Annotated in this window: 14 protein-coding genes; 11 read left to right on the top strand and 3 right to left on the bottom strand. The window is 59.2% G+C overall.

What is annotated here, in order from left to right; all coding sequences use genetic code 11:
* Positions 1 to 595: 595 nt before the first annotated feature.
* From PV407_RS26135 to PV407_RS26115, 5 genes are all read left to right on the top strand, one after another.
* On the top strand, positions 596 to 2,035 hold the full coding sequence (locus PV407_RS26135; RefSeq protein WP_332092937.1) for an SWIM zinc finger family protein: 1,440 nt from the start codon (positions 596 to 598) through the stop codon (positions 2,033 to 2,035).
* A gap of 12 nt (positions 2,036 to 2,047) precedes the next feature.
* The gene (locus PV407_RS26130) at positions 2,048 to 3,886 is read left to right on the top strand and encodes a HEAT repeat domain-containing protein (protein ID WP_332092936.1); all 1,839 of its coding nucleotides are present in this window, start codon (positions 2,048 to 2,050) and stop codon (positions 3,884 to 3,886) included.
* 77 nt (positions 3,887 to 3,963) lie between these two features.
* On the top strand, positions 3,964 to 5,067 hold the full coding sequence (locus tag PV407_RS26125; protein ID WP_332092935.1) for an ATP-binding protein: 1,104 nt from the start codon (positions 3,964 to 3,966) through the stop codon (positions 5,065 to 5,067).
* Entirely contained in the window at positions 5,025 to 7,415 is a 2,391-nt protein-coding gene (locus PV407_RS26120) for a DUF5682 family protein (protein WP_442951710.1), read from the top strand. Before PV407_RS26125 ends, PV407_RS26120 begins: the two co-directional genes overlap by 43 nt.
* A 1-nt stretch (position 7,416) precedes the next feature.
* Complete coding sequence (locus PV407_RS26115; protein ID WP_332092933.1) at positions 7,417 to 8,631, top strand: VWA domain-containing protein; 1,215 nt, start codon at positions 7,417 to 7,419, stop codon at positions 8,629 to 8,631.
* A gap of 130 nt (positions 8,632 to 8,761) precedes the next feature.
* Here the strand turns inward: PV407_RS26115 and PV407_RS26110 are convergent, their stop codons facing one another.
* The 3 genes from PV407_RS26110 to PV407_RS26100 are packed head-to-tail and all read right to left on the bottom strand — an operon-like array spanning position 8,762 to position 11,211.
* A complete protein-coding gene (locus PV407_RS26110) occupies positions 8,762 to 9,589 on the bottom strand; it encodes an alpha/beta hydrolase family protein (RefSeq protein WP_332092932.1) in 828 nt (275 codons plus the stop codon).
* Positions 9,590 to 9,832 carry a hypothetical protein gene (locus PV407_RS26105; RefSeq protein WP_332092931.1) on the bottom strand — a complete coding sequence of 81 codons (243 nt, stop codon included), beginning with the start codon at positions 9,830 to 9,832 and terminating at the stop codon, positions 9,590 to 9,592.
* Positions 9,833 to 9,882: 50 nt separating this feature from the next.
* Positions 9,883 to 11,211, bottom strand: coding sequence for an ABC transporter substrate-binding protein (locus PV407_RS26100; RefSeq protein WP_332092930.1), 1,329 nt, complete (start codon positions 11,209 to 11,211; stop codon positions 9,883 to 9,885).
* A gap of 194 nt (positions 11,212 to 11,405) precedes the next feature.
* Between PV407_RS26100 and PV407_RS26095 the strand changes: the two genes are divergently transcribed.
* The 6 genes from PV407_RS26095 to PV407_RS26070 all read left to right on the top strand — a co-directional run bounded on the left by PV407_RS26095 (position 11,406) and on the right by PV407_RS26070 (position 19,207).
* Positions 11,406 to 12,254 (top strand): AraC family transcriptional regulator, encoded by an 849-nt coding sequence (locus PV407_RS26095; RefSeq protein ID WP_332092929.1) that lies wholly within the window; start codon positions 11,406 to 11,408, stop codon positions 12,252 to 12,254.
* 269 nt (positions 12,255 to 12,523) lie between these two features.
* Positions 12,524 to 13,465 (top strand): dihydrodipicolinate synthase family protein, encoded by a 942-nt coding sequence (locus tag PV407_RS26090; RefSeq protein WP_332092928.1) that lies wholly within the window; start codon positions 12,524 to 12,526, stop codon positions 13,463 to 13,465.
* A gap of 16 nt (positions 13,466 to 13,481) precedes the next feature.
* Positions 13,482 to 14,318 carry an SDR family NAD(P)-dependent oxidoreductase gene (locus tag PV407_RS26085; RefSeq protein WP_332092927.1) on the top strand — a complete coding sequence of 279 codons (837 nt, stop codon included), beginning with the start codon at positions 13,482 to 13,484 and terminating at the stop codon, positions 14,316 to 14,318.
* 49 nt (positions 14,319 to 14,367) lie between these two features.
* Positions 14,368 to 15,552 (top strand): mandelate racemase/muconate lactonizing enzyme family protein, encoded by a 1,185-nt coding sequence (locus tag PV407_RS26080; RefSeq protein WP_332092926.1) that lies wholly within the window; start codon positions 14,368 to 14,370, stop codon positions 15,550 to 15,552.
* Positions 15,553 to 15,753: 201 nt separating this feature from the next.
* The gene (locus tag PV407_RS26075; protein ID WP_332092925.1) at positions 15,754 to 18,078 is read left to right on the top strand and encodes a helix-turn-helix domain-containing protein; all 2,325 of its coding nucleotides are present in this window, start codon (positions 15,754 to 15,756) and stop codon (positions 18,076 to 18,078) included.
* A 154-nt stretch (positions 18,079 to 18,232) separates the two neighbouring features.
* Positions 18,233 to 19,207 (top strand): ABC transporter permease, encoded by a 975-nt coding sequence (locus PV407_RS26070; protein ID WP_332092924.1) that lies wholly within the window; start codon positions 18,233 to 18,235, stop codon positions 19,205 to 19,207.
* Positions 19,208 to 19,224: the final 17 nt, after the last annotated feature.

Genomic DNA, 19,224 nt, shown 5'->3' with positions numbered 1-19,224 from the left:
CATCATAACGATTAAACTTTTGCCCCTTCTTGGGTGGCATAAAAAAATCCCCTCCGGTCAACAGTGCTGAATCCATGATATCATGAACTCTTTTTTCACTGTCTACCGTAAGGGGATAATATCACTATTTGCCCGTTTCCGCTATTTTTAATAGAATTAAAGAATTGACGTTCATTATTAGCGAACTATTGTTCAATAAGCTTCGACCCGCCCTTTCAGTCTCTTATTACCCCTGCACATGATCAATATGTCTCTCAAGCGCTACCAGCGCCTCGGCTCCGTCGCAGGTTCATTTGTCCTTTTGCAAGCAGGTGCGGATCCGGATCGCGCTCACGATTTCCGCACCGCCGTTCGCGATCAGAACGGTGCAGGATTGCATCTGCGTCCCGCGTTTGCGCGCGAACAAAAGCGATAGGTTTAGTTTACTAGAGCGGATTAACCTAAAAATCCCCATAATTTTTACAAATGTATGAAGATGAACCAAAATGGAGCTGCGGTCCCTTTCCTATGGAAATCCGCTCCAGTATAATCGGTAACGTGCGGCGAAGGGGAAGGAGTTCCGCGCCGCCAGCACGGAAAACGGGGGGAACTACGCGTGTTGGAACTAACGGAATCGTACGTCGATTCATTGGCGCCGAACGCCTCGGCGATCAAAAACGCGCAGGGGCTTGTCAAAAAACGGAGTTTCGTCCGGCTGAACCGTTCGGAGGACGACACGCTCCTGTTCGGGGAATGCACCGGCAGCGGCAGCTCCAATTACGAATGCTCGGCCGATTTTGTCGTGCCGGAGAAGCCGGTGCTGCGCTGTTCGTGCCCGAGCCGGCAGCTGCCGTGCAAGCATGCCCTCGGACTGCTGTACGCTTTTGCGCTCGGGAGCGATTTCGCCGTCGCCGCCATCCCCGAGGACATCGCCGCCAAGCGGGAAAAAGCGGCGAAGCGGGAGGAGAACAAGGAGCGGCGGGCCGAAAGCGGCGAGACGGATAAGCCGAGGAAGACGAACAAGTCCGCGCTGGCGAAAAAAATCCGGGCGCAGCTCGAAGGGCTCGATATGTTGGAAAAGCTGACGCTGTCGCTCGTTCGCGGCGGGCTCGGCACGATCGACAAAAAAGCGGTGAAGGCGATCGAAGAGCCGATCAAGCAGCTCGGCAACGCCTACTTGACGGGGGCGCAAACGCAGCTGCGCCGGCTCGCGCTGCTGCTGACCGATCCGGACGATCGGGAAGCGGCTTATACATATGCGGTCGAACAATTGACGCTTATCCACGCGTTCGTCAAAAAAGGACGCGCGCATTTGACGGCGAAGCTTGACGATCCGGAATTGACGCCGGACCGGGAATCGACGATCGAAGAATGGCTCGGTCACGCCTGGCAGCTTGCCGAGCTGAGCGAATACGGCTTGATGTCGGAAAACGTCGAATTGATCCAGCTTGCCTTTATAAGCTACGACGACCCGGCCCGGCAAGAATTTGTCGACCAGGGCTACTGGCTCGAAACGACGACCGGGGACATTCACCGGACGGTCCACTACCGGCCCTACAAGGCGGCGAAGCATATGCGCGAGGAAGACAGCTTCTTCGATGTCGCGCTCGTCAAATCGTTGTATCGTTATCCGGGCGACATGAACCGGAGGGTGCGGTGGGAAGAAATGACTTCGCGGCCGATCGAGCCGCGCGATCTGGAGCTCGTTGCGGGATTCGCCGGCCGTTCGTACGCCGACGCCTTGAAACGGGTCAAAAACGAGCTCAAAAATCCGCTCGGCGACCGCAATCCCGTCATGCTGCTCCATTCGAGCGACGTTGTCCGGGACGGGCAGGGCCGTTTCGTCATAGCCGACGAGTCCGGCCAGCAGATGGCGCTGGACGACGCGCCCGCGTTCGGGAACGGGACCGTGTCGCTGCTGCCGTACGTCCCCGCCGACAGGTTGCGTGACGCGGCCGTGCTCGTTCTGTTCGAGCACCGGCCCGACAACGGACGGCTGGTCGCTCAGCCGCTGACGATCATCAAAGGCGCGGACATGATCCGCCTGCTGTATTAAGGGGGGACGACGATGAGCACGTCATTGCTGCAGGAGCTTATGCAAGAAGTGAGGCGGCTGTATATCGCGGGAAGCGAGCTGGCGGCGGGCGATTTCCGTTTGAAGCGGTTGCTGCCCCAGTTTGTCCAGCTCGGGGAACGGTCGCCCGTATTCAAACGGCTCGGCGAAGGGATCGCCGCATTGATCGAGCCGCCTGCCGGGCAGACGGGCCGTTCGGCGGAGGCGCTGCAGGAGCTTGGCACGCTGCTCGGCTCGGTGCTGCGGACGCAGGGGACGGCTTCCCCGGAAGGGGAGCCGAAACCCGTGGAAAGCCGTCCGATGCCGCTTTCCACCGATTTGTCGTACCGCAAATTGGCGGCGGTGCGGAGCGCGCTCACGACGACCGGAAGCGGCCGCTACGAAGTGATCGTACAGGCGTTCGAAGCCGGCATGTTTCGCGATCTTCGGCTGCTGCCGCATGCCGTCGCGGCGCTGGACGATCCGTATTCGGAAATCGCGGATTACGCGATGATGCGCATTTTGCCCGCTTACGGCCATTCGGTCGTGCCGCTGCTGACGGAAACGTTCGATCCGTCCGGCGGCAAACCGGAAGCGAGGAAGCTGCGGGTCATCGGCGGAGCGGGCGGAGAAGACGCGGCCGAATTCGTGCTCCGGGCGGCCGAAGCCGGATCGGACGAGGTGCGGACGACGGCAATCGAGCTGCTCGCGGGCCGCGAGCGGTACGAGGAAGCGCTGCTCGGCTATACGAAGGATAAGAAAAAGGCGATACGCGAGGCGGCGTACCGCGCTTTGGCCGAGGGCGGCTCGGCGCGCGCGGCGGCGCGGCTGTACGAAGCTTTTTCCGGCAAAGATATCGAACTTGCGGCCGAAGCGGCGCGTCGCTGCGAGGCGGGTGAGCTTGCGGAAAGCCTGGTGCGCGATTTCGCCGCGGAATTGAGACAGGCGGAAGAGCTGAAGGACGACGTCAACAAGCGGGAAGCCGTTCGGGTAAAAATCGGTCATTATTTGACGGCATTGGACGGCAAACGCAGCGGCGGACTGCTGGACGCCTTCGCGTATGCGACGGAGCGCTACCCGCTGTTCGTTTCGTACGGATGGATGGAGCTGTTCGATGCCGCCGCTTCCTTTTTCGAGAAGGAGGACGGGGAGCAAGCGGTTGCGCTGCTGCACGAGCTCGAGCGGCAAAACGTCCGCTATGTGCCGTACGCGTTCCGCGCGTCGCTGCGCATGCTGCCGCCGGAGAAGCTGTACGAGCGTTACGTCGGGGCGATGCGCAACCATTGGAAGCTGCATACGAACAAGGATGTCGCCAAGCGGAAGCAGGCGCTGTTTGCGGCGATTCAATCGATCGTCGTTTCGCGCGAATACCGGGAGTACCCGATGCTGTGGAACGGCTCCGACGAGACGACGACGCTCGCGACGGTCGTCATGACGCCGCCCGAACAGCTCGCGGAGCGGTGGGACGCCCGCTGGCTGGATTGCTTCATCGAACAAAACGCGCTCGAGCTCGCATGCGCCTTCGCGCGTCCCGGACACGAGGGATGCGTAACGTTTCTGCTCGACAAGCTGGAGCATAATCCGGAATTCCGCAATCCGTTCGCCGGCATGCTGCTGTGCGGTCTGGAACGCGCCGGTGCGAGCGAGGACGTTCTGCACGAAGCGACGATGAAGGCGCTCGAGGACAAACGGAACAACAACTGCTATTATATCGAAGGCCACGTGCTGGAACGGCTGTACCGGCTTCCCGTTCGGTATCGGGACCGGCTCGAAGCCGTGCTGCCGAAGTTTCATTACACGGCCGGACAGCAGCTTCGGTTTGTGCTGGAAACGATGCGGGCCGCCGCAAGCTGACATGGGAAACGGTAGACGACGTACCAATATAACCGATATAACCGATATAACCAATATAACCGGAGGGAGAGAATCGGATGGCCGCAAGCGAACGACGACTGCAGGACCGGATGCGACTGCCGGCCGAACGGCTGTACGAGGAAGAATTGGAGGCGCTGCGCAAGGCGGACCGGGGAAACGTTCCGTCGGGGTGGCGGATGTCGCCCCAATCGGTGTTTACGTTCATTACCGGAGGCAAGGCGGGGAACACCGACATCACCCCCAAATATATCGGCAATAAACGGCTGGTCGAAATGGCGATCGCGACGCTCGTGACGGATCGCGCGCTGCTGCTGATCGGCGAGCCGGGGACGGCCAAATCGTGGCTGTCCGAAAATTTGGCCGCGGCGATTTGCGGCGATTCCGGCCTCGTCGTCCAAGGGACGGCCGGCACGAGCGAAGAGCATGTTCGCTATTCGTGGAATTACGCGATGCTGCTCGCGAACGGACCGACGCCGGAGGCGATCGTGCGCAGTCCGATCATGCGGGCGATGGAAGCGGGATCGATCGCCCGTTTCGAGGAAATATCCCGGTGCGCGTCCGAGGTGCAGGATGCGCTCATCTCGATATTGTCGGAGAAAACGATCTCGGTGCCCGAGCTCGGCGGCGAGACGAGCGCCCGCAAAGGGTTCTCGATCATCGCCACGGCCAATACGCGGGACCGCGGCGTGAACGAAATGTCGGCCGCGCTCAAGCGAAGGTTCAACATCATCGTGCTGCCGTCGCCCTCCGACATCGCGACCGAGGTCGAAATCGTACGGAAGCGGGTTCGCGAAATCGCGTCGGCCTACGATTTGCAGGCGGCCGTCCCCGCGGACGAGGCGCTGCTCAAGGTCGTCACCATCTTCCGCGAGCTGCGCGGCGGCATGACGCTCGACAGGAAGGAGAAAGTGAAGTCGCCGGCCGGCGTCCTGTCGACCGCGGAGGCGATTTCGCTGCTTACGAACAGCATGGCGCTCGCCGCGAGCTTCGGCAGCGGCGAACCGACCGACGAAGATATCGCCGCGGGGCTTCAAGGGGCGGTCGTGAAGGACGACGACAAAGACAAGCTCGTCTGGAAAGAATATCTCGACAACGTCATGAAGAAGCGCGGCGCGGAATGGCGCGGCTTGTATACGGCGTGCAAGGAGATGAACGAGTGAGCGCGGCAGCCGAAGCGGCCGTACGCATTTTCGGCGTTCGGCATCTTTCCCCGGGCGGGTCGAAGCATCTCCTCGATTTTCTGGAACGGGTTCGGCCGACGGCGGTATTGATCGAGGGGCCGGCCGATGCGACGGCGGAAATACGCCATCTGACGAACCGGGCGACGAAGCCGCCCGTCGCGATATTGGCGTTTACCGACGATTTGCCGGTACGAACCGCGTTATGGCCTTTCGCCGTCTATTCGCCGGAATATCAGGCGATGCTGTGGGCGGATCGAAACGGGGCGTCCTGCGCCTTCATCGATCTGCCGTCCTCCGCGACGATCGCGCTGCAGGACGCGTTGAGGAAGCATGAAGCCGGTCCGGCCGAAGACGATTCGGCGGATTCCCGGCGCCAGCCCCCCGAACGATTTTCCGACGAAAAGGCCGACGAACGTTCCGTGTACGCCCGCATCGCCGAGCTGGCCGGGGAGCACGATTTCGATATGTATTGGGAGCGCCGCTTCGAGCACAATCTGAACGAAGGCGCCTATCAAGCGGCGATCCGGGCGTACTCCGCGCAAATGCGGGAACTGGCCGAGGAGCGGGAGGGGCCGCGGGAGCGGGCGGATTACGCGTACAACGCGGTCCGGGAAGCCTATATGCGGCGGCAAATCCGCGATACGATTCAAGCCGGCCACGCCCCGGACAAAATCGTCGTCGTCTGCGGCGCTTACCATGCGGACGCCTTGGCCGATCCGTCTGCGGCGATGACCGACGAAGAGCGGTCCGCGCTGCCTTCCCGCCGAACGAAGCTTACGCTGATGCCGTATTCGTATTTCCGGTTATCCTCGATGTCCGGATACGGAGCGGGCAACAACGCCCCGCACTACTATGAAATGATGTGGGAGCGAATGGCGGGAGGCTCGCTTGACGGCTTGCCGGAGTTTTACTTGTCGACGATCGCCCGCCTGCTGCGGGAAGCGGGCACCCATCGGTCGACCGCGGAAGTGATCGAGGCGGTCCGGCTGGCCGAGTCGCTCGCCGCCCTGCACGGCGGCGGGGCGCCGACGCTTCGTGACCTGCGGGACGCGGCGCAGACGCTGCTCGGACGCGGGGAGCTGTCCGTCGTCGCGGAGCCGATGGCGCGTACGGAAGTCGGGACGGCGATCGGGGCGCTCGCCGACGGCGTCAGCCAGACGCCGATCCAGGACGATTTGAACCGGCAGCTCAAGCGGCTGAAGCTGGAGTCGTACAAAACGGCGGTCGCGACCGATTTGGCGCTCGATTTGCGCGAAAACCGGCGCGTCAAGTCGGAGGAGGCCGCGTTTCTCGATTTGAACCGGTCCACGTTGTTCCACCGGCTCGCGCTCCTCGGCATTTCGTTCGCGAAGCGGCGGCCGAGCGGGCAGGAACGCGCATCGTGGGCCGAGCATTGGGTCGTGCAGTGGACGCCGGAGGCGGAAATCGAGGTCGTCGAATCGACGCTGCTCGGAGAAACGGTCGAAGTCGCCGCCGCTTACGCGCTTCAGCAAAAGCTCGACGGCTGCGGCTCGATCGCCGAAGCGTCGAAATGGATCCGCGCCGCCTGCGAGTGCGGCATGCCGGCGCAAATGGAGGCCGCGCGCGGAACGCTGCAGCGGCTTGCCGTCGACAGCCGGGACGTCGTGCAGATGGCCGCAGCGGCGCGGGAGCTGTCCGCGATCGTATCGTACGGCGACATCAGGCGGATCGATACGGCTCATCTTCTGCCGCTGCTCGAGCAGCTGTTCATGCGCGCCTGCCTGTTTCTGCTTGATGCCGCCGGCTGCAACGACGAGGCGGCCCATGCGATGGTAGCCGCGATGAACGAGCTGAACGGCGTTGCGCTGGAGCACGGCGAGCGGGTCGACGAGGCGCTGTGGCTGCGGGAGCTGCTCCGGCTGGCGGAGCGGGACGACCGCAACCCCCGGCTGTCCGGCTTCGCCTGCGCCATTTTGATGGAGCGTGGCGCCATTTCCGCGCAGCAGTGCGCGGAAGAAGTGTCGCGCCGTCTGTCGCCGGGCATCCCGGCCGAGCTCGGCGCGGGCTGGTTCGAAGGGCTGGCGATGCGCAACCGGTACGCCCTGCTGTCGCGGATGAGCCTGTGGGAGCAGCTGAACGACTATATCGGCTCCCTCGGGGACGACGAATTCGTGCGCGCCCTCGTCTTTTTGCGGCGGGCGTTCGCCGCGTTCGCTCCGCGCGAGAAGGCGATGGTCGCCGAGCTGCTCGGCGAGCTGTGGGGCGTGCGCGCCGACCAGGCGGAGGAGCTGCTGACCGGAGAGCTCAAGGAGGAAGAAGCGAAGATGGTGGACGAATTGAACGAATTCGATTTCGAGGACATTTGACATGAGCGCGGCGACGGACAACAAAATCGTTGCGCGTTGGCGGCTCATCCTCGGGCAAAGCGCCGAGAAGCAGCTGGCGAGCTGCGCCGGCGGCGAATCGGTCGGCTTGACCGAGGAGGAGCGAATTATGGACCGGGCGCTCGCCGATATATACGACGAGACGAGCGACGGAACGGACGGCGGAAGCGGCCCCGCATCCGGCGGCAAAGGGGCCGGGACGGGCAAATCGGCGCCGCGTCTGTCGAAGTGGCTCGGCGACGTGCGCTCCTTTTTCCCGGAGGACGTCGTCTCGATCATCCAGAACGATGCGATGGAGCGGAAAGGCTGGAAGCAGCTGCTGTTCGAGCCGGAAGTGCTGGCGACCGTAAAGCCGGACATCCAGCTCGTCGGCACGCTGCTGTCGCTGAAAGGGAAAATTCCCGAGAAGACGAAAGACACCGCACGCATGCTCGTGCAGGCCGTCGTCGACGACCTGGCGAAGCGGCTCGAATCCGATTTGCGCCGGGCGGTCACCGGGGCGTTGAACCGCAGACGGCATTCTCCGCTTCCGTCGCTGAGCGGGATCGACTGGAAGCGGACGATCCGGCGCAATATGAAGCATTACGACGCACGGCGGCGGCAGATCGTTCCGGAGAAATTTTATTATTTCGACCGCATGCGGCGCGGGAAGGAATGGACCGTCATCGTCGATATCGACCAAAGCGGCTCGATGGCGGATTCGATCGTTTGGGCTTCCGTCGTCGGCTCGATCTTTGCCAGCATGCCTTCGCTCGGCACGAGAGTGGTCGCGTTCGATACGGCCGTCGTCGATTTGACGGAGCAGTGCGCGAACGATCCGGTCGATATGCTGTTCGGCATCCAGCTTGGCGGCGGGACGGACATTAACAAGTCGGTCGCCTACTGCGAGCAGTTTATCGAGGAGCCGAAGAAGACGCTGTTCATCATCGTCTCCGACCTGTACGAAGGCGGCAACCGGGGGGCGCTGGTGCGCCGCATGCGCGAGCTGCGGGAAGCGGGAGTGAAGACGATGTGCTTGCTGGCGCTGTCCGACCAAGGCCAGCCGTACTATGACGAGCAATTGGCGAAATCGCTGTCCAACGACGGAACGCCCTGCTTCGCCTGTACCCCGGCGCTGCTGCCGGAGCTGGTGGAGGGCGCTTTGAAAGGGCAAGATTTGTCCGAGCTGGCGAAGCGGGTTGCGACGAAAAAGCAATGAACCGAAAACGGACCGTCAGGGTGTAGTTCATAGAAGCAGCCCCTGACGGTCCGTTTTTGTCGGCGGTAGCGAAGGCAACCATGTTTGATCGATGCAAAAGGGCGATCCGTCGCTCAGCCGGGTCGACGGTTCAGCTCATGTCGCGATACAAATGCCGGCGGACAAACGGCCAGACGCGCTCCTTGTAGTAGCGATGCCCGCCGCTGCCTTCGTACAGCTCGCAGCGGTCCGTCCGTTCGCCGTCGATCGCCTCGTAAATTCGGCGCGCATGGGCGAACGACTCGCGGGTATGCTCGATCGGAAAGATGTTGTCCTTGACGCCGTTGACAAACAATACCGGACGCGGCGCGATCAGGCCGACGATGTCGTACATTTCCCCGAGCCGCATGATGCCGGGGATAAAATTGCAGAGGCAATGCGGAACGTTCATGATGGAACCGCGGAACGTGCAGTAGTACGAGCTCGGCACGCAAACGGAGATACGCTCGTCAAGCGCCCCCGTAAAGAAGGAGACGGTTCCGCCTCCGGAATTGCCGGTGATGGCGATCCGGCTCGCATCGATCTCCGGTCGGGTGAAGGCATAGTCGATCAACCTTCCCATATCGTAAACTCTTTCGCCGATCAGCGTTCTCCCGTACATGAAGGCGAGCTTCTGCAGCTCGTCGCACGAGCTCGTTTTGTTAAGAGCGAAATCCTCCTCGCGCGACATTTCCCAAAACCCCCGCACATCCATGGCGATCACGGCGTATCCTTCCGCCACCGTCTGCAGAGCGACATCCCGCTCTCCCGCCAAGCTTTCCAGCCGTTCCTTGTCGTTCGCGTAGTTGCCTACGTACACTTCCTTTCCCCTGCGGCCATGTCCGTGGGGAGTGAGCACCAGAGGGTACGGCTTCGAACCGCTCTCCGGAAGCAGCAGATAGAAAGGAATTTCGACCCCGGGCTCCGCGGCGATATACAATTACTCCCTCCGATAGCCCGGAAAATGCTCGACAAGGGCAATTCTCGGGGACAGGGGGAGATTGCGGTTCCGCTCCCGGATATGGGTCAGCCCGGTCATTTCCGCCAAACGCTGCCGGAACGCTCGCTGCCACTCGCTCCAGTTCCCGCTTTTCAAAGCTTTTGTGTAATCGAACTCCCGCGACGCGCTTTCCTCCAGGTTCCGCTTGTAGCGGTCCGTCGCAAACAGAATGGACTCCGCCATCGTTTCACCACCGGTTCAAGTTTAGTAATCCCAGAATAAATGTAACGCGCTTATTTTTGACCCGCAATGTTGCTGTTGATCTTCTGCTCCAAATCCCGCAGCGTCGTATTGAGATCTTTGCCGTTCAAATACTCGTACATGGCGTCTTCCAACGCGGTGCTGTTGGCTCCGAACTCGAACCGCGAAAATGCCGGCGAAGCGATGATCCTGCTTTTGAAAGCGGCTTCCAAATGCTTGCCTTGGAGGAAAGGCATATCTTTCCCGATCTGCTGTCTGATTTGCTCGTTGCTCAGCACCGACAGCCTTCCTGTCGTACGTGTGCTTTTCAGCTGCACCTCGTCCGAAGTGAATACGCTCAAGGCTTGCATCGCCTGATCTTTATGCTTGCTCGTTTTGGTAATCGTGAACACATGGCTGTCCACGATGGTGGATACGTTCGGAGCTTCCTTGTAGCTCGGATATTGAGCGAGATCCCAATCCAACCCGTTTTTCATCGCATCCTCGAGGCCCAGCGCCAGGATGTTGACGGTGGCCAGCATGGCTACGGATCTGTCTTTCATGAATCGGTTGTAGGAGTTCGTCGTTCTCGGACGTTCGTTGTTCGGAATGGTGTAGACGGCACGCACGAGGGCGAACGCTTTCCTCCACGCATCCGTATCCACGGCGGCTTTATCGGAGGCGCCGTCGACTTTGAGCGCTCCGAGCGGCCGCGCTACCCTCGAAACCGTCTCCACATCCAATCCGGCATATTTCACATTGCCCTCCGAACGCGACAATTTTTTGGCCAATTCGATCGCATCATCCCAGTACATGCCGTCTTTCGGGTAAGGGACGCCGAATTGGTCGAACAGCGTTTTATTGTAATACAAGGCGGCAAATTGGTAAGCGAAGGGCAGAGCGATCAGCTCTCCTTCCTTGGAAACGACCTTGATCGATTGCATGACGGCCGGATCGAACCGCGTTAAATCGATTTTATGCTGCTTGATCAGCGGAGTCATATCCATCAGCAGGTCCTGCAAGTAATATTGCGGCAAAATGCCGTTGAAAGCGTAAATGATATCGGGAGTCTCGCCGGAGGCAATCAAAGAATCGATGGTCACCTCTTTGCCCGGTCTATGGATTTGGAGCGAAATATTCGGATGCTTCTCCTTTAACGGTTTGACCAAAAGCTCTTGAACTTCCGCATCGGAGAGCGTCTGCTGCAGAAACACCCGCAAAGTGACGGGGGAGGCGTCCGCCACAAGCTCCTTCACGCCGTCGTTCGATTCGTTTGAGTTGGCCGCCTGTCTGCCGCTGCACCCGGAAACCGCTATCATCAAAGCGATCGCAAACAGCGCCGGACCCGCCCAGTTCCGTTTCTTTCGTTCTTGAACGTCCATTCGGTTGTTCATCCTTTCAACAATGTTTTATACGATCCCCCGTTAAGGCTGTCTCCTCTATTTATGAAACCGCTTCTTCAATATAGTATAAAAATGCCATGACTTCTTCCGGCTATATTGCCTTTTTGCGAAAGAAAGCGGTTTACTTTGCTATTTTTTTTATGATACATTTCAAACGAAAGGAGTCGGGGAAGATGGGCGAAATCGGCAAGTCGCACAAAATCATGATGAGCGGGGATTTTTACTTGGAGGAAAGCGTCAAAACGTCGGAGGAAATGCGGGCGCCCCATTTTCACGAAATGTTCGAGATTTATTATCTCATTTCCGGGGAACGCAATTATTTGGTCGGCAACCGAACGTATAAAGTTTCTCCCGGAGATTTGCTGTTCATCCCGTCTCATGAAATACACCGGGCAACGAACACGTCGGTTCCTTTTCACGAAAGAATCGTGATTCACTTTACGAAACGATTTCTTGCGCACGATGCTTTCTGGCTCGAGGACGCGCAATCCCCTTTTATAACCGGCACGCATCTCATCTCCTTGCCCGTGCATTTGCAGAAGAGAGTCGAGGAACTGCTCGACCGCATGGTGATCGAATATCGCACCAAAGATAAAGGGTTTGAAACGAGCATTAAAGGGGCGCTTCTGGAGCTACTCATTCTCGGCTTGCGGCTGAACAGGGACGCGATGAACAAGCCGATCGCGTTCGACCGACCGTCGCATCGGAAAATTTCCGAGATCATCCGGTTCATCAATGAAAACTACGAGAAACAGATCACCCTGACGCTGCTGTCCGAACAGTTCTACATCAGCCCTTTTTATTTGAGCAGGCTGTTCAAACAGACGACGGGATTCACCTATGTGGAATATTTGACTATCGTCCGGATTAAGGTTGCGCAAAGACTGCTGCGCGAAACGAAATGGCAGATCCACCGCATCATGGAAAATGTCGGATTTCGCGATCCTGCTCATTTTGGGAAAATTTTCAAAGCGATTTGCCATTGTACGCCGTTGCAGTACCGCAAAAAGTACCGTCAATAATCCCCTGAAAGCGAAGACCCGCATCTCCGGCTTCCCGGCATCCGACCTTCGCATGGCGATCCCTTATCCTCGGAAGAAATTATGCATAGATCGCCGAACAAGAATGTGCATGTTCCGATGCGCCGGCATTTTATATGATCAGCATAGGCGGTCCGTGCGAATTGCGTGCCTATCCGTCGGACTCGATTCTCGGCGGATTTGTTCGCATTCGCATGGTAAGCGCTAACACGCCGCAAGGCGCAAACCAATCGAAGAAGGTGACAAGGAACATGGCGAACGCGCAACAGCCGTTGGAAGGCGTATATCCGATCGTCGCCACCCCTTTTACCGAAACGGGCGAAGTGGACGAGGAAAGCTTGCGCGAGTTGGTCCGTTTTCTGCTGCAGGCGAAGGTGAACGGCCTCGCGCTGTTCGGAAACGCCAGCGAAGCGTACACGCTGCTGGACCGGGAGCGGGAGTCGATCGCGGAAATCGTGGCCGACGAAACGAAAGGTCGAGTTCCCCTCGTATTCGGCAGCGGACATACCGGACTCGAAGGAGCCGTCCAGCTCAGCAAATGGGCGCAGAAGGCGGGAGCGGACGCCCTTATGATCATGCCGCCCTATATGGTGAAGCCGGACGGCCAGCGGATGTTCGACTATTTCGCGGCGATCGCCAAAGCGGTCGACATCCCGATCATGCTGCAGGACGCGCCGATCGCGAGCGGAGTCAGCATCCCCGTGGCGATGATGGTCAAGCTGGCCAAGCAATTCGACAACATCTCCTACGTGAAAGTGGAGTCCCCGCCGACGACGGTGAAAATAACGGAGGTGATCGAGCAGGCGGAAGGCCGGCTCGCGGTATTCGGCGGACTGAACGGCATGTATTATTACGAAGAGCTTTGCCGGGGGGCGGTCGGAACGATGCCGGCGTGCGAATTTCCGGACGTTTGCGTGCGCATTTACGAATCGTTTAAGTCCGGTGACCGGGAAGCGGCGAGAGCGTTGTTTTACCGGTATTTGCCGTTCATCCGAATCGGAACGATCGCCGGCTTCGCGATGGCCGTCCATAAAGAGGTGCTGAAGGCGGGCGGCGTCATTCGTTCGGCCTACGTCAGAAATCCGAACGCCCCGATCGACGACACGCTGCGAAACGAGCTGTTCGAGACGTTGGAAGGGCTCGATCCGCTGGTGCTCCGATGGAAAAACAGCCGCAGTACCCCCGTATCCTAGACGAGAAGCGGCACATTTGGACGAATGGGGGTTGGAGGCATTGCTGCTCGCAGGCAGAAAAGCGCTGATTACCGGGGCAGGCGGAAAAATCGGCGGGGCGATCGCCGAGCGATTCGCGTCGGAGGGCTGCATCGTGCGGCTGGCGGACATCCGCGCGGCGGACGTCGAGGCGGCGGCGGCGCGCTTGAGGCAGTCCGGATCGGACGCCGACGCTTACGTGCTGGACGTAACGGACGAGGAGACGGTGCGGCGCGTATTCGGCGAATTGGACGGCTTGGATATTTTGGTCAACAATGCGGGCATGAGCAGAGGGCGGTCGATTCAAGCGTCGACGGTAGAGCAGTGGAACGAGGTCATGAACGCGAATTTGCTCTCCGTCTTTCTTTGCACGAAATATGCGCTGCCCTTGCTCAAGCATTCGACCGTACCGGCGATCGTCAATATGTCGTCCATTAACGCCAGCCGGATGAACCCCGGTCTTCCCGCGTATGCGGCGGCGAAGAGCGGCATCATCGCGTTGACGCAGCAAACCGCGCTGGAGGGGGCGGCCTATCGCATACGGGCGAACTGCATTTCTCCGGGATTGACGATCGGCGCGGAGAGGCAGCAAGAGCTTCGAGCGAAGCCGGGATTCGACATCGATCTCGATTGTTACCCGCTCGGGCGGCTCGGGTATCCGGAAGACGTCGCGAACGCCGCCCTGTTTCTCGCGTCCGATCTGTCTTCGTTCGTAAACGGCATCAACCTCGTCGTCGACGGAGGCATGTCGCTTCAGGCGGTCAGCGGGCTGGTCCGCCCGGAATTGCGGCGTCGCTGGAAGACGGGCGTGTACAGGCTCGAGCCCGAAGAGTAGCCCGATACGGGCGCTTCGATCGCATAAACGACAGGGGGAGCAAAGGGAAATGAAAATTGCAAGCGTCGACGTTTACATCGTGAAAATTCCGCCGGCCCGCCCGGCGGCGCCGAGCGGCAAGCGGTTCATTACGAAAGACTACTTCGTCGGCGTCAGCGACAGGCGTTCCTGCGTCTACTCCGTCAACGCGGAAACCGTGTTCGTCAAGCTGACGACCGACGAAGGCGTATACGGCTGGGGCGAAATATTGGCGCCGACGATGCCGGAGACGGTCGCGGCGATTTTGAAAACGTATTTGGCGCCGATGGTTCTCGGGGAAAACCCGCTGCAAAATCAAGTGTTGTGGGACAAAATGCTCGATACGCTGCGGGAGCGCGGCTATGCCGGCGGCTTTTTGGTCGACGCGATGGCGGGCCTGGACATCGCCTTCTGGGATCTGAAAGGGAAAGCGCTGGGACAGCCGGTCCATATGCTGCTCGGAGGCCGGTACCGCGACAGGCTGCGCTGCTACTGCTCGAGCGTGCCGGGCTCGAGCGTCAAGGAGAAGCTGGAAAACGTCGCGCGTCTGAAAGAGGAAGGGTTCGACGCCGTCAAAATTCATACGTTCGGCAAAGGAAAGCCGGCCGACCTGGAGCTGCTTCAGGCGATCCGCGGCGAATACGATGCGAGCCGGCTCGATTTGATGTACGACGCTCACGGCAAATGCACCCAGCCCGAAGCGTATACGATCGGGCGGGCGCTGAGCGAGCTGGATGCGCTGTTTTTCGAAGCGCCGCTCGCGTTCGAGGACCGGACGGGCCACAGCAAGCTGGCGGATGCGATCGATACCGCCGTCGCCGTAGGCGAACCGCTGCGGACGATCTATACGTTCAAGGAATGGATCGCCTCCGGCGCGGCGGAGGTCGTCCAGCCCGATATGGGCCGGAACGGCATTACGGAAATGATGCGCATCGCTCATCTGGCGGAAGCGTATCATGTCCCGTTCGCCCCGCATTTAAGCGCCCACCAGGGCGTCGGCCATGCCGCGTCGATTCATGTGTCCGCGGCGGCTTCCAACTTCTTGATCTACGAGTACCAGCCCAACGCGCTGAAGGCGTGCGCTTCTTACTCGAACGTATCGTTCCGGCTGGACGGAGGGCATATCGTCGTTCCGGACGATCCGGGACTCGGCGTCGAAATCGACGAGCAGGCGATGCGAGCCTATGTTACGGAGCATTTTCAGGTCAAAAGCTAGACCGTTTTCGCCCGATGCCGAACGCAGGAAGGACGATCCCCCGGAGGATCGTCCTTTTCGTTTCGATCTCGTTCTACGGCACGGCGGCTTCGACGGCCGCCGGCGAACGTCCGTCTTTCGTTATCGTGCGACGCCATTCGACTACTTCCTGCGCTCCCATGCGATACAATGGAGTCAAGCCATGCCATGGAGGGACGCGCGATGCGGATAACGAAACGGAGCAAGCCGGGCGGACACGCGTTGTTTTTGCGGCTGTTGGTGCCGAACCTGTTGTTTTTGCTGCTTCCGCTTCTTGTCGGCTGGGTCATTTACAATCAAACGCTGGAAGAAATGGAGAAGGATGCGACGGCCAACCATCGGAACATGCTGGAGCAAAGCCGGGACATTCTGGACCGCAGGCTTGCCGAGCTTGCGTCCATCGCCATGCAGCTCGCAAACGATACGAGAATTATGCAATTCCAGCATGTGACCGAGCCGTTTCAAGGGTCGAACGTCAACCGGATTCTCGAAACGCGCAAAAGCTTGGGCAATTACAGCTTGACCAACAGCTTCATCTTCAACTACTTCGTCTTGTATAAAAACAGCGACATCGTCCTGGCCGAGAACAGCACGTACAAGCTTGCCGATTTTTACGGACAATTTCGGTACGATCAAATGGATCCGGACAGCTGGAAGCAGATGCTCGTCGGCGTATATCATCAGCGGGACGTATTGCCGGCCCGACCGGCGACTTTTAACGGAACCGCTTACGAGCTCGTGACGTACGTGCATTCCCTCGGTTATCCGGGATATCCGCAAGGGGCGGTCGTCATTACCGTCGATAACCGGGAAATCCAAAAGCTGCTCGGCGCGCTGCAATTGTCCGGCGGCGGCTGGGCGACCGTTATCGACGATGCCGGCGAAACGATCAGCTCGACGGCATCCGCCACGACCGCAAGCCGAATCGATCGAAGCAAGCTGCCCGGCAAGCAGGGTAGCATGCTGCAGACGATCGGCGACCAGCGCATGATGGTGACGTACACGACCTCCTCGTACAACGGATGGACGTATGTCGTCGCCCAACCCGCCTCCGTCGTATTGAAGAAAGTGTTGTATATCAAAAACATTACGTTTACGATGGCGTTCGTATTTTTGGCGCTCGGCCTGCTTATCGCGTATTCGCTCGCTTACCGGAACAGCAGACCCCTCCGAACGATTATGGAAACGATCGTGGACCGAATGGACGGCGAGGCGTATTCCGGCCGCGATGCGTACAGATTTATCCGGGAATCCGTATCGCGGCTGATCGATCATCATCGCGAGCTGCAGGACAAGATGCAGAAGCAGGCCCCTTTTTTGCAGGCGGCGCTGTTCGAAAGGCTGCTGAAAGGCGATATGATGTCGGCCAAAGATACGCCCTTGCTGCTGCAGCACGTCGGGATCGAAACGGCGGGGAACGGCTTCGCCGTAGCGATCGTTCAGCTGCGCGGCTACGACGGAGGTTTGGACCGGACCCGTCTGGAGGAGCTGGACGTGAAGCGGGTCCGGATCAAGGACGTGTTACAAAGCGAATATCACGGAACGATTTATTGGCACGATGCGGCCGAAGATCAGATCGCGATATTGTTCACGTCCGCCAAGGCGGTGCCGGAGACGGGTTTGCCGAGCATGCTGGCGCGCGTACGCGAGACGATCGAACGCCAAGCGAACGTTCCGATTTGCATTGCGCTCGGAAAGGCGTATGACGAGCTGCTCGACGTTTCCCGGTCGTATGAGGAGGCGCGGCTCGTTTTGGATTATTTGACATGGCGAAATTTGAGCGGCTTCATGGAATTCGGCGAGCTTCCGCAGGAACAGAGCGGCTACTTTTACCCGCCGGATCTGGAAATACGGCTCGGCCATTTGGCCAAGGCGGGAGAACGCGAAGCGGTCGATACGCTGCTTGAGGAGCTGTATCGGATCAATTTCGAGGAAAGACGGCTGACGATCCCGATGCTGCAGCTGTTCGCGAATGAACTGCTGGGGACGGTCGTCAAGCTTATGCCGCAGGTGCAGCTGGACGAGAGGACGGCGATGGAGCGGATGAAGCCGTTTTCGGCGGATGCGGCGTCCTATGACGGGCTGAAAAAAATGTATGCCGCGCTCGTCGGCTTGTTCGGGCAAATATGCGGCATCGTAAACGACCATAAAAAAAGCCAAAACGTGGAGCTGCTCGAACAGATCGTCGCCCTGCTGCACGAATCGTTTGCCGATGCGGACGTTTGCCTCGATGCGGTCGCGGACCGGCTGGGCATCTCCAAAGGGTATTTGTCGCAATTTTTCAAGGAGCAGACGGGCGTTAATTTTTCCGATTATGTGGAAGATTTGCGGATGACCGAAGCGAAAAAGCTGCTCCTGCAAACCGGTCTGCCCGTATACGAAATCGCCCTGCGCGTAGGCTACGGCTCCTCCAATACGTTTTGCCGCGCGTTCAAGCGGTTGAACGGCGTCAGCGCGACGGCGTTTCGCGGCTCGTCCGACGAAGGCAAGCCTTTTCTGTACAAATGAATATCGCCCGCGGCAAATGCACATCGCCATTCTGAACGGCTGCACACGGATCGATACGCAATCCGCTTTACGTTCGGGCCGAACAAGGCTATCGTTTGGCTATGGCTGCCGATCGGCGCGTTCGGCCGGGAGCCGGATCCTTGTAGCGGGAGGTGTGCGATTGGAAGCGCTTAACCGAACGGCCGGAGCGCCGCCCGAACGAAGCGCGACGACGGGAAGACGAACGCCGTTTTCGAGCATTCGCAAAGGATGGAGACTGTACGCGCTCATAGCGCTGCCGCTCGTTTATTTGATCGTGTTCAAGTACGTTCCGATGTACGGCGCCCAAATCGCTTTCAAAAACTATATCGTAACGAAAGGAATCGTCGGAAGCGAATGGGTCGGCTTCAAGCATTTCATCCGCTTTTTCCATTCGTACGAGTTTTGGAGGCTGATGGGCAACACGATCGTATTGAGCTTGTACAGTCTCGTGGCGGGATTCCCGTTTCCGATCATCCTGGCGCTCTGTTTGAACTATGTCGGAAGCGGCCTGTTCAAAAAATCGGTGCAAATGATCACGTACGCGCCGCATTTCATCTCCGTCGTCGTCATGGTCGGAATCATCCTCGAGATGCTCGATCCGCGGGGCGGCATCGTCAATGCGGTGCTTGCGCTGTTCGGCGCGAACCCGATCAACTTCATGGGCGAACCCGGTTATTTCAAATCGATTTACGTCTGGTCGGGCATTTGGCAAAACGTAGGCTTCGGCTGCATCATTTATTTGGCCGCCTTGTCGAGCATCGATCCGTCGCTGCACGAAGCGGCCGTCGTCGACGGCGCGAGCAAGCTGCAGCGAATGCGGCATATCGACATTCCGGGCATTATGCCGATCGCCGTCATTATGCTCATCATGAACACGGGCCATATGCTGGACGTCGGCTTCGAGAAGGTGCTGCTCATGCAAAATCCGCTCAATCTGCGCACATCGGAGGTGATCGACACGTACGTGTACAAGGTCGGGCTGGCGTCGCAGGCGATGAATTATTCGTACTCGTCGGCGATCGGCCTGTTCAAGTCGGTCGTCAATCTCGTCTTGCTTGTTCTCGTCAACAAAATCGCGCAAAAAACGAAGCAGGCCAGCCTATGGTGATCGGCGGCCGGAAAGGA

This window comes from Paenibacillus sp. GYB003 (genome assembly GCF_036577625.1).
Taxonomy (GTDB): domain Bacteria; phylum Bacillota; class Bacilli; order Paenibacillales; family NBRC-103111; genus Paenibacillus_AB.
This window is presented reverse-complemented; position numbering and strand designations above follow the sequence as displayed.

Bases quoted from the DNA above. Each gene is read 5' to 3' on its own strand.
- PV407_RS26130 (WP_332092936.1), top strand. From the start codon at position 2,048: ATGAGCACGTCATTGCTGCAGGAGCTTATGCAAGAAGTGAGGCGGCTG.
- PV407_RS26125 (WP_332092935.1), top strand. From the start codon at position 3,964: ATGGCCGCAAGCGAACGACGACTGCAGGACCGGATGCGACTGCCGGCC.
- PV407_RS26120 (WP_442951710.1), top strand. From the start codon at position 5,025: ATGGCGCGGCTTGTATACGGCGTGCAAGGAGATGAACGAGTGAGCGCG.
- PV407_RS26115 (WP_332092933.1), top strand. From the start codon at position 7,417: ATGAGCGCGGCGACGGACAACAAAATCGTTGCGCGTTGGCGGCTCATC.
- PV407_RS26105 (WP_332092931.1), bottom strand. From the start codon at position 9,832: ATGGCGGAGTCCATTCTGTTTGCGACGGACCGCTACAAGCGGAACCTG.
- PV407_RS26100 (WP_332092930.1), bottom strand. From the start codon at position 11,211: ATGGACGTTCAAGAACGAAAGAAACGGAACTGGGCGGGTCCGGCGCTG.
- PV407_RS26095 (WP_332092929.1), top strand. From the start codon at position 11,406: ATGGGCGAAATCGGCAAGTCGCACAAAATCATGATGAGCGGGGATTTT.
- PV407_RS26090 (WP_332092928.1), top strand. From the start codon at position 12,524: ATGGCGAACGCGCAACAGCCGTTGGAAGGCGTATATCCGATCGTCGCC.
- PV407_RS26080 (WP_332092926.1), top strand. From the start codon at position 14,368: ATGAAAATTGCAAGCGTCGACGTTTACATCGTGAAAATTCCGCCGGCC.
- PV407_RS26075 (WP_332092925.1), top strand. From the start codon at position 15,754: ATGCGGATAACGAAACGGAGCAAGCCGGGCGGACACGCGTTGTTTTTG.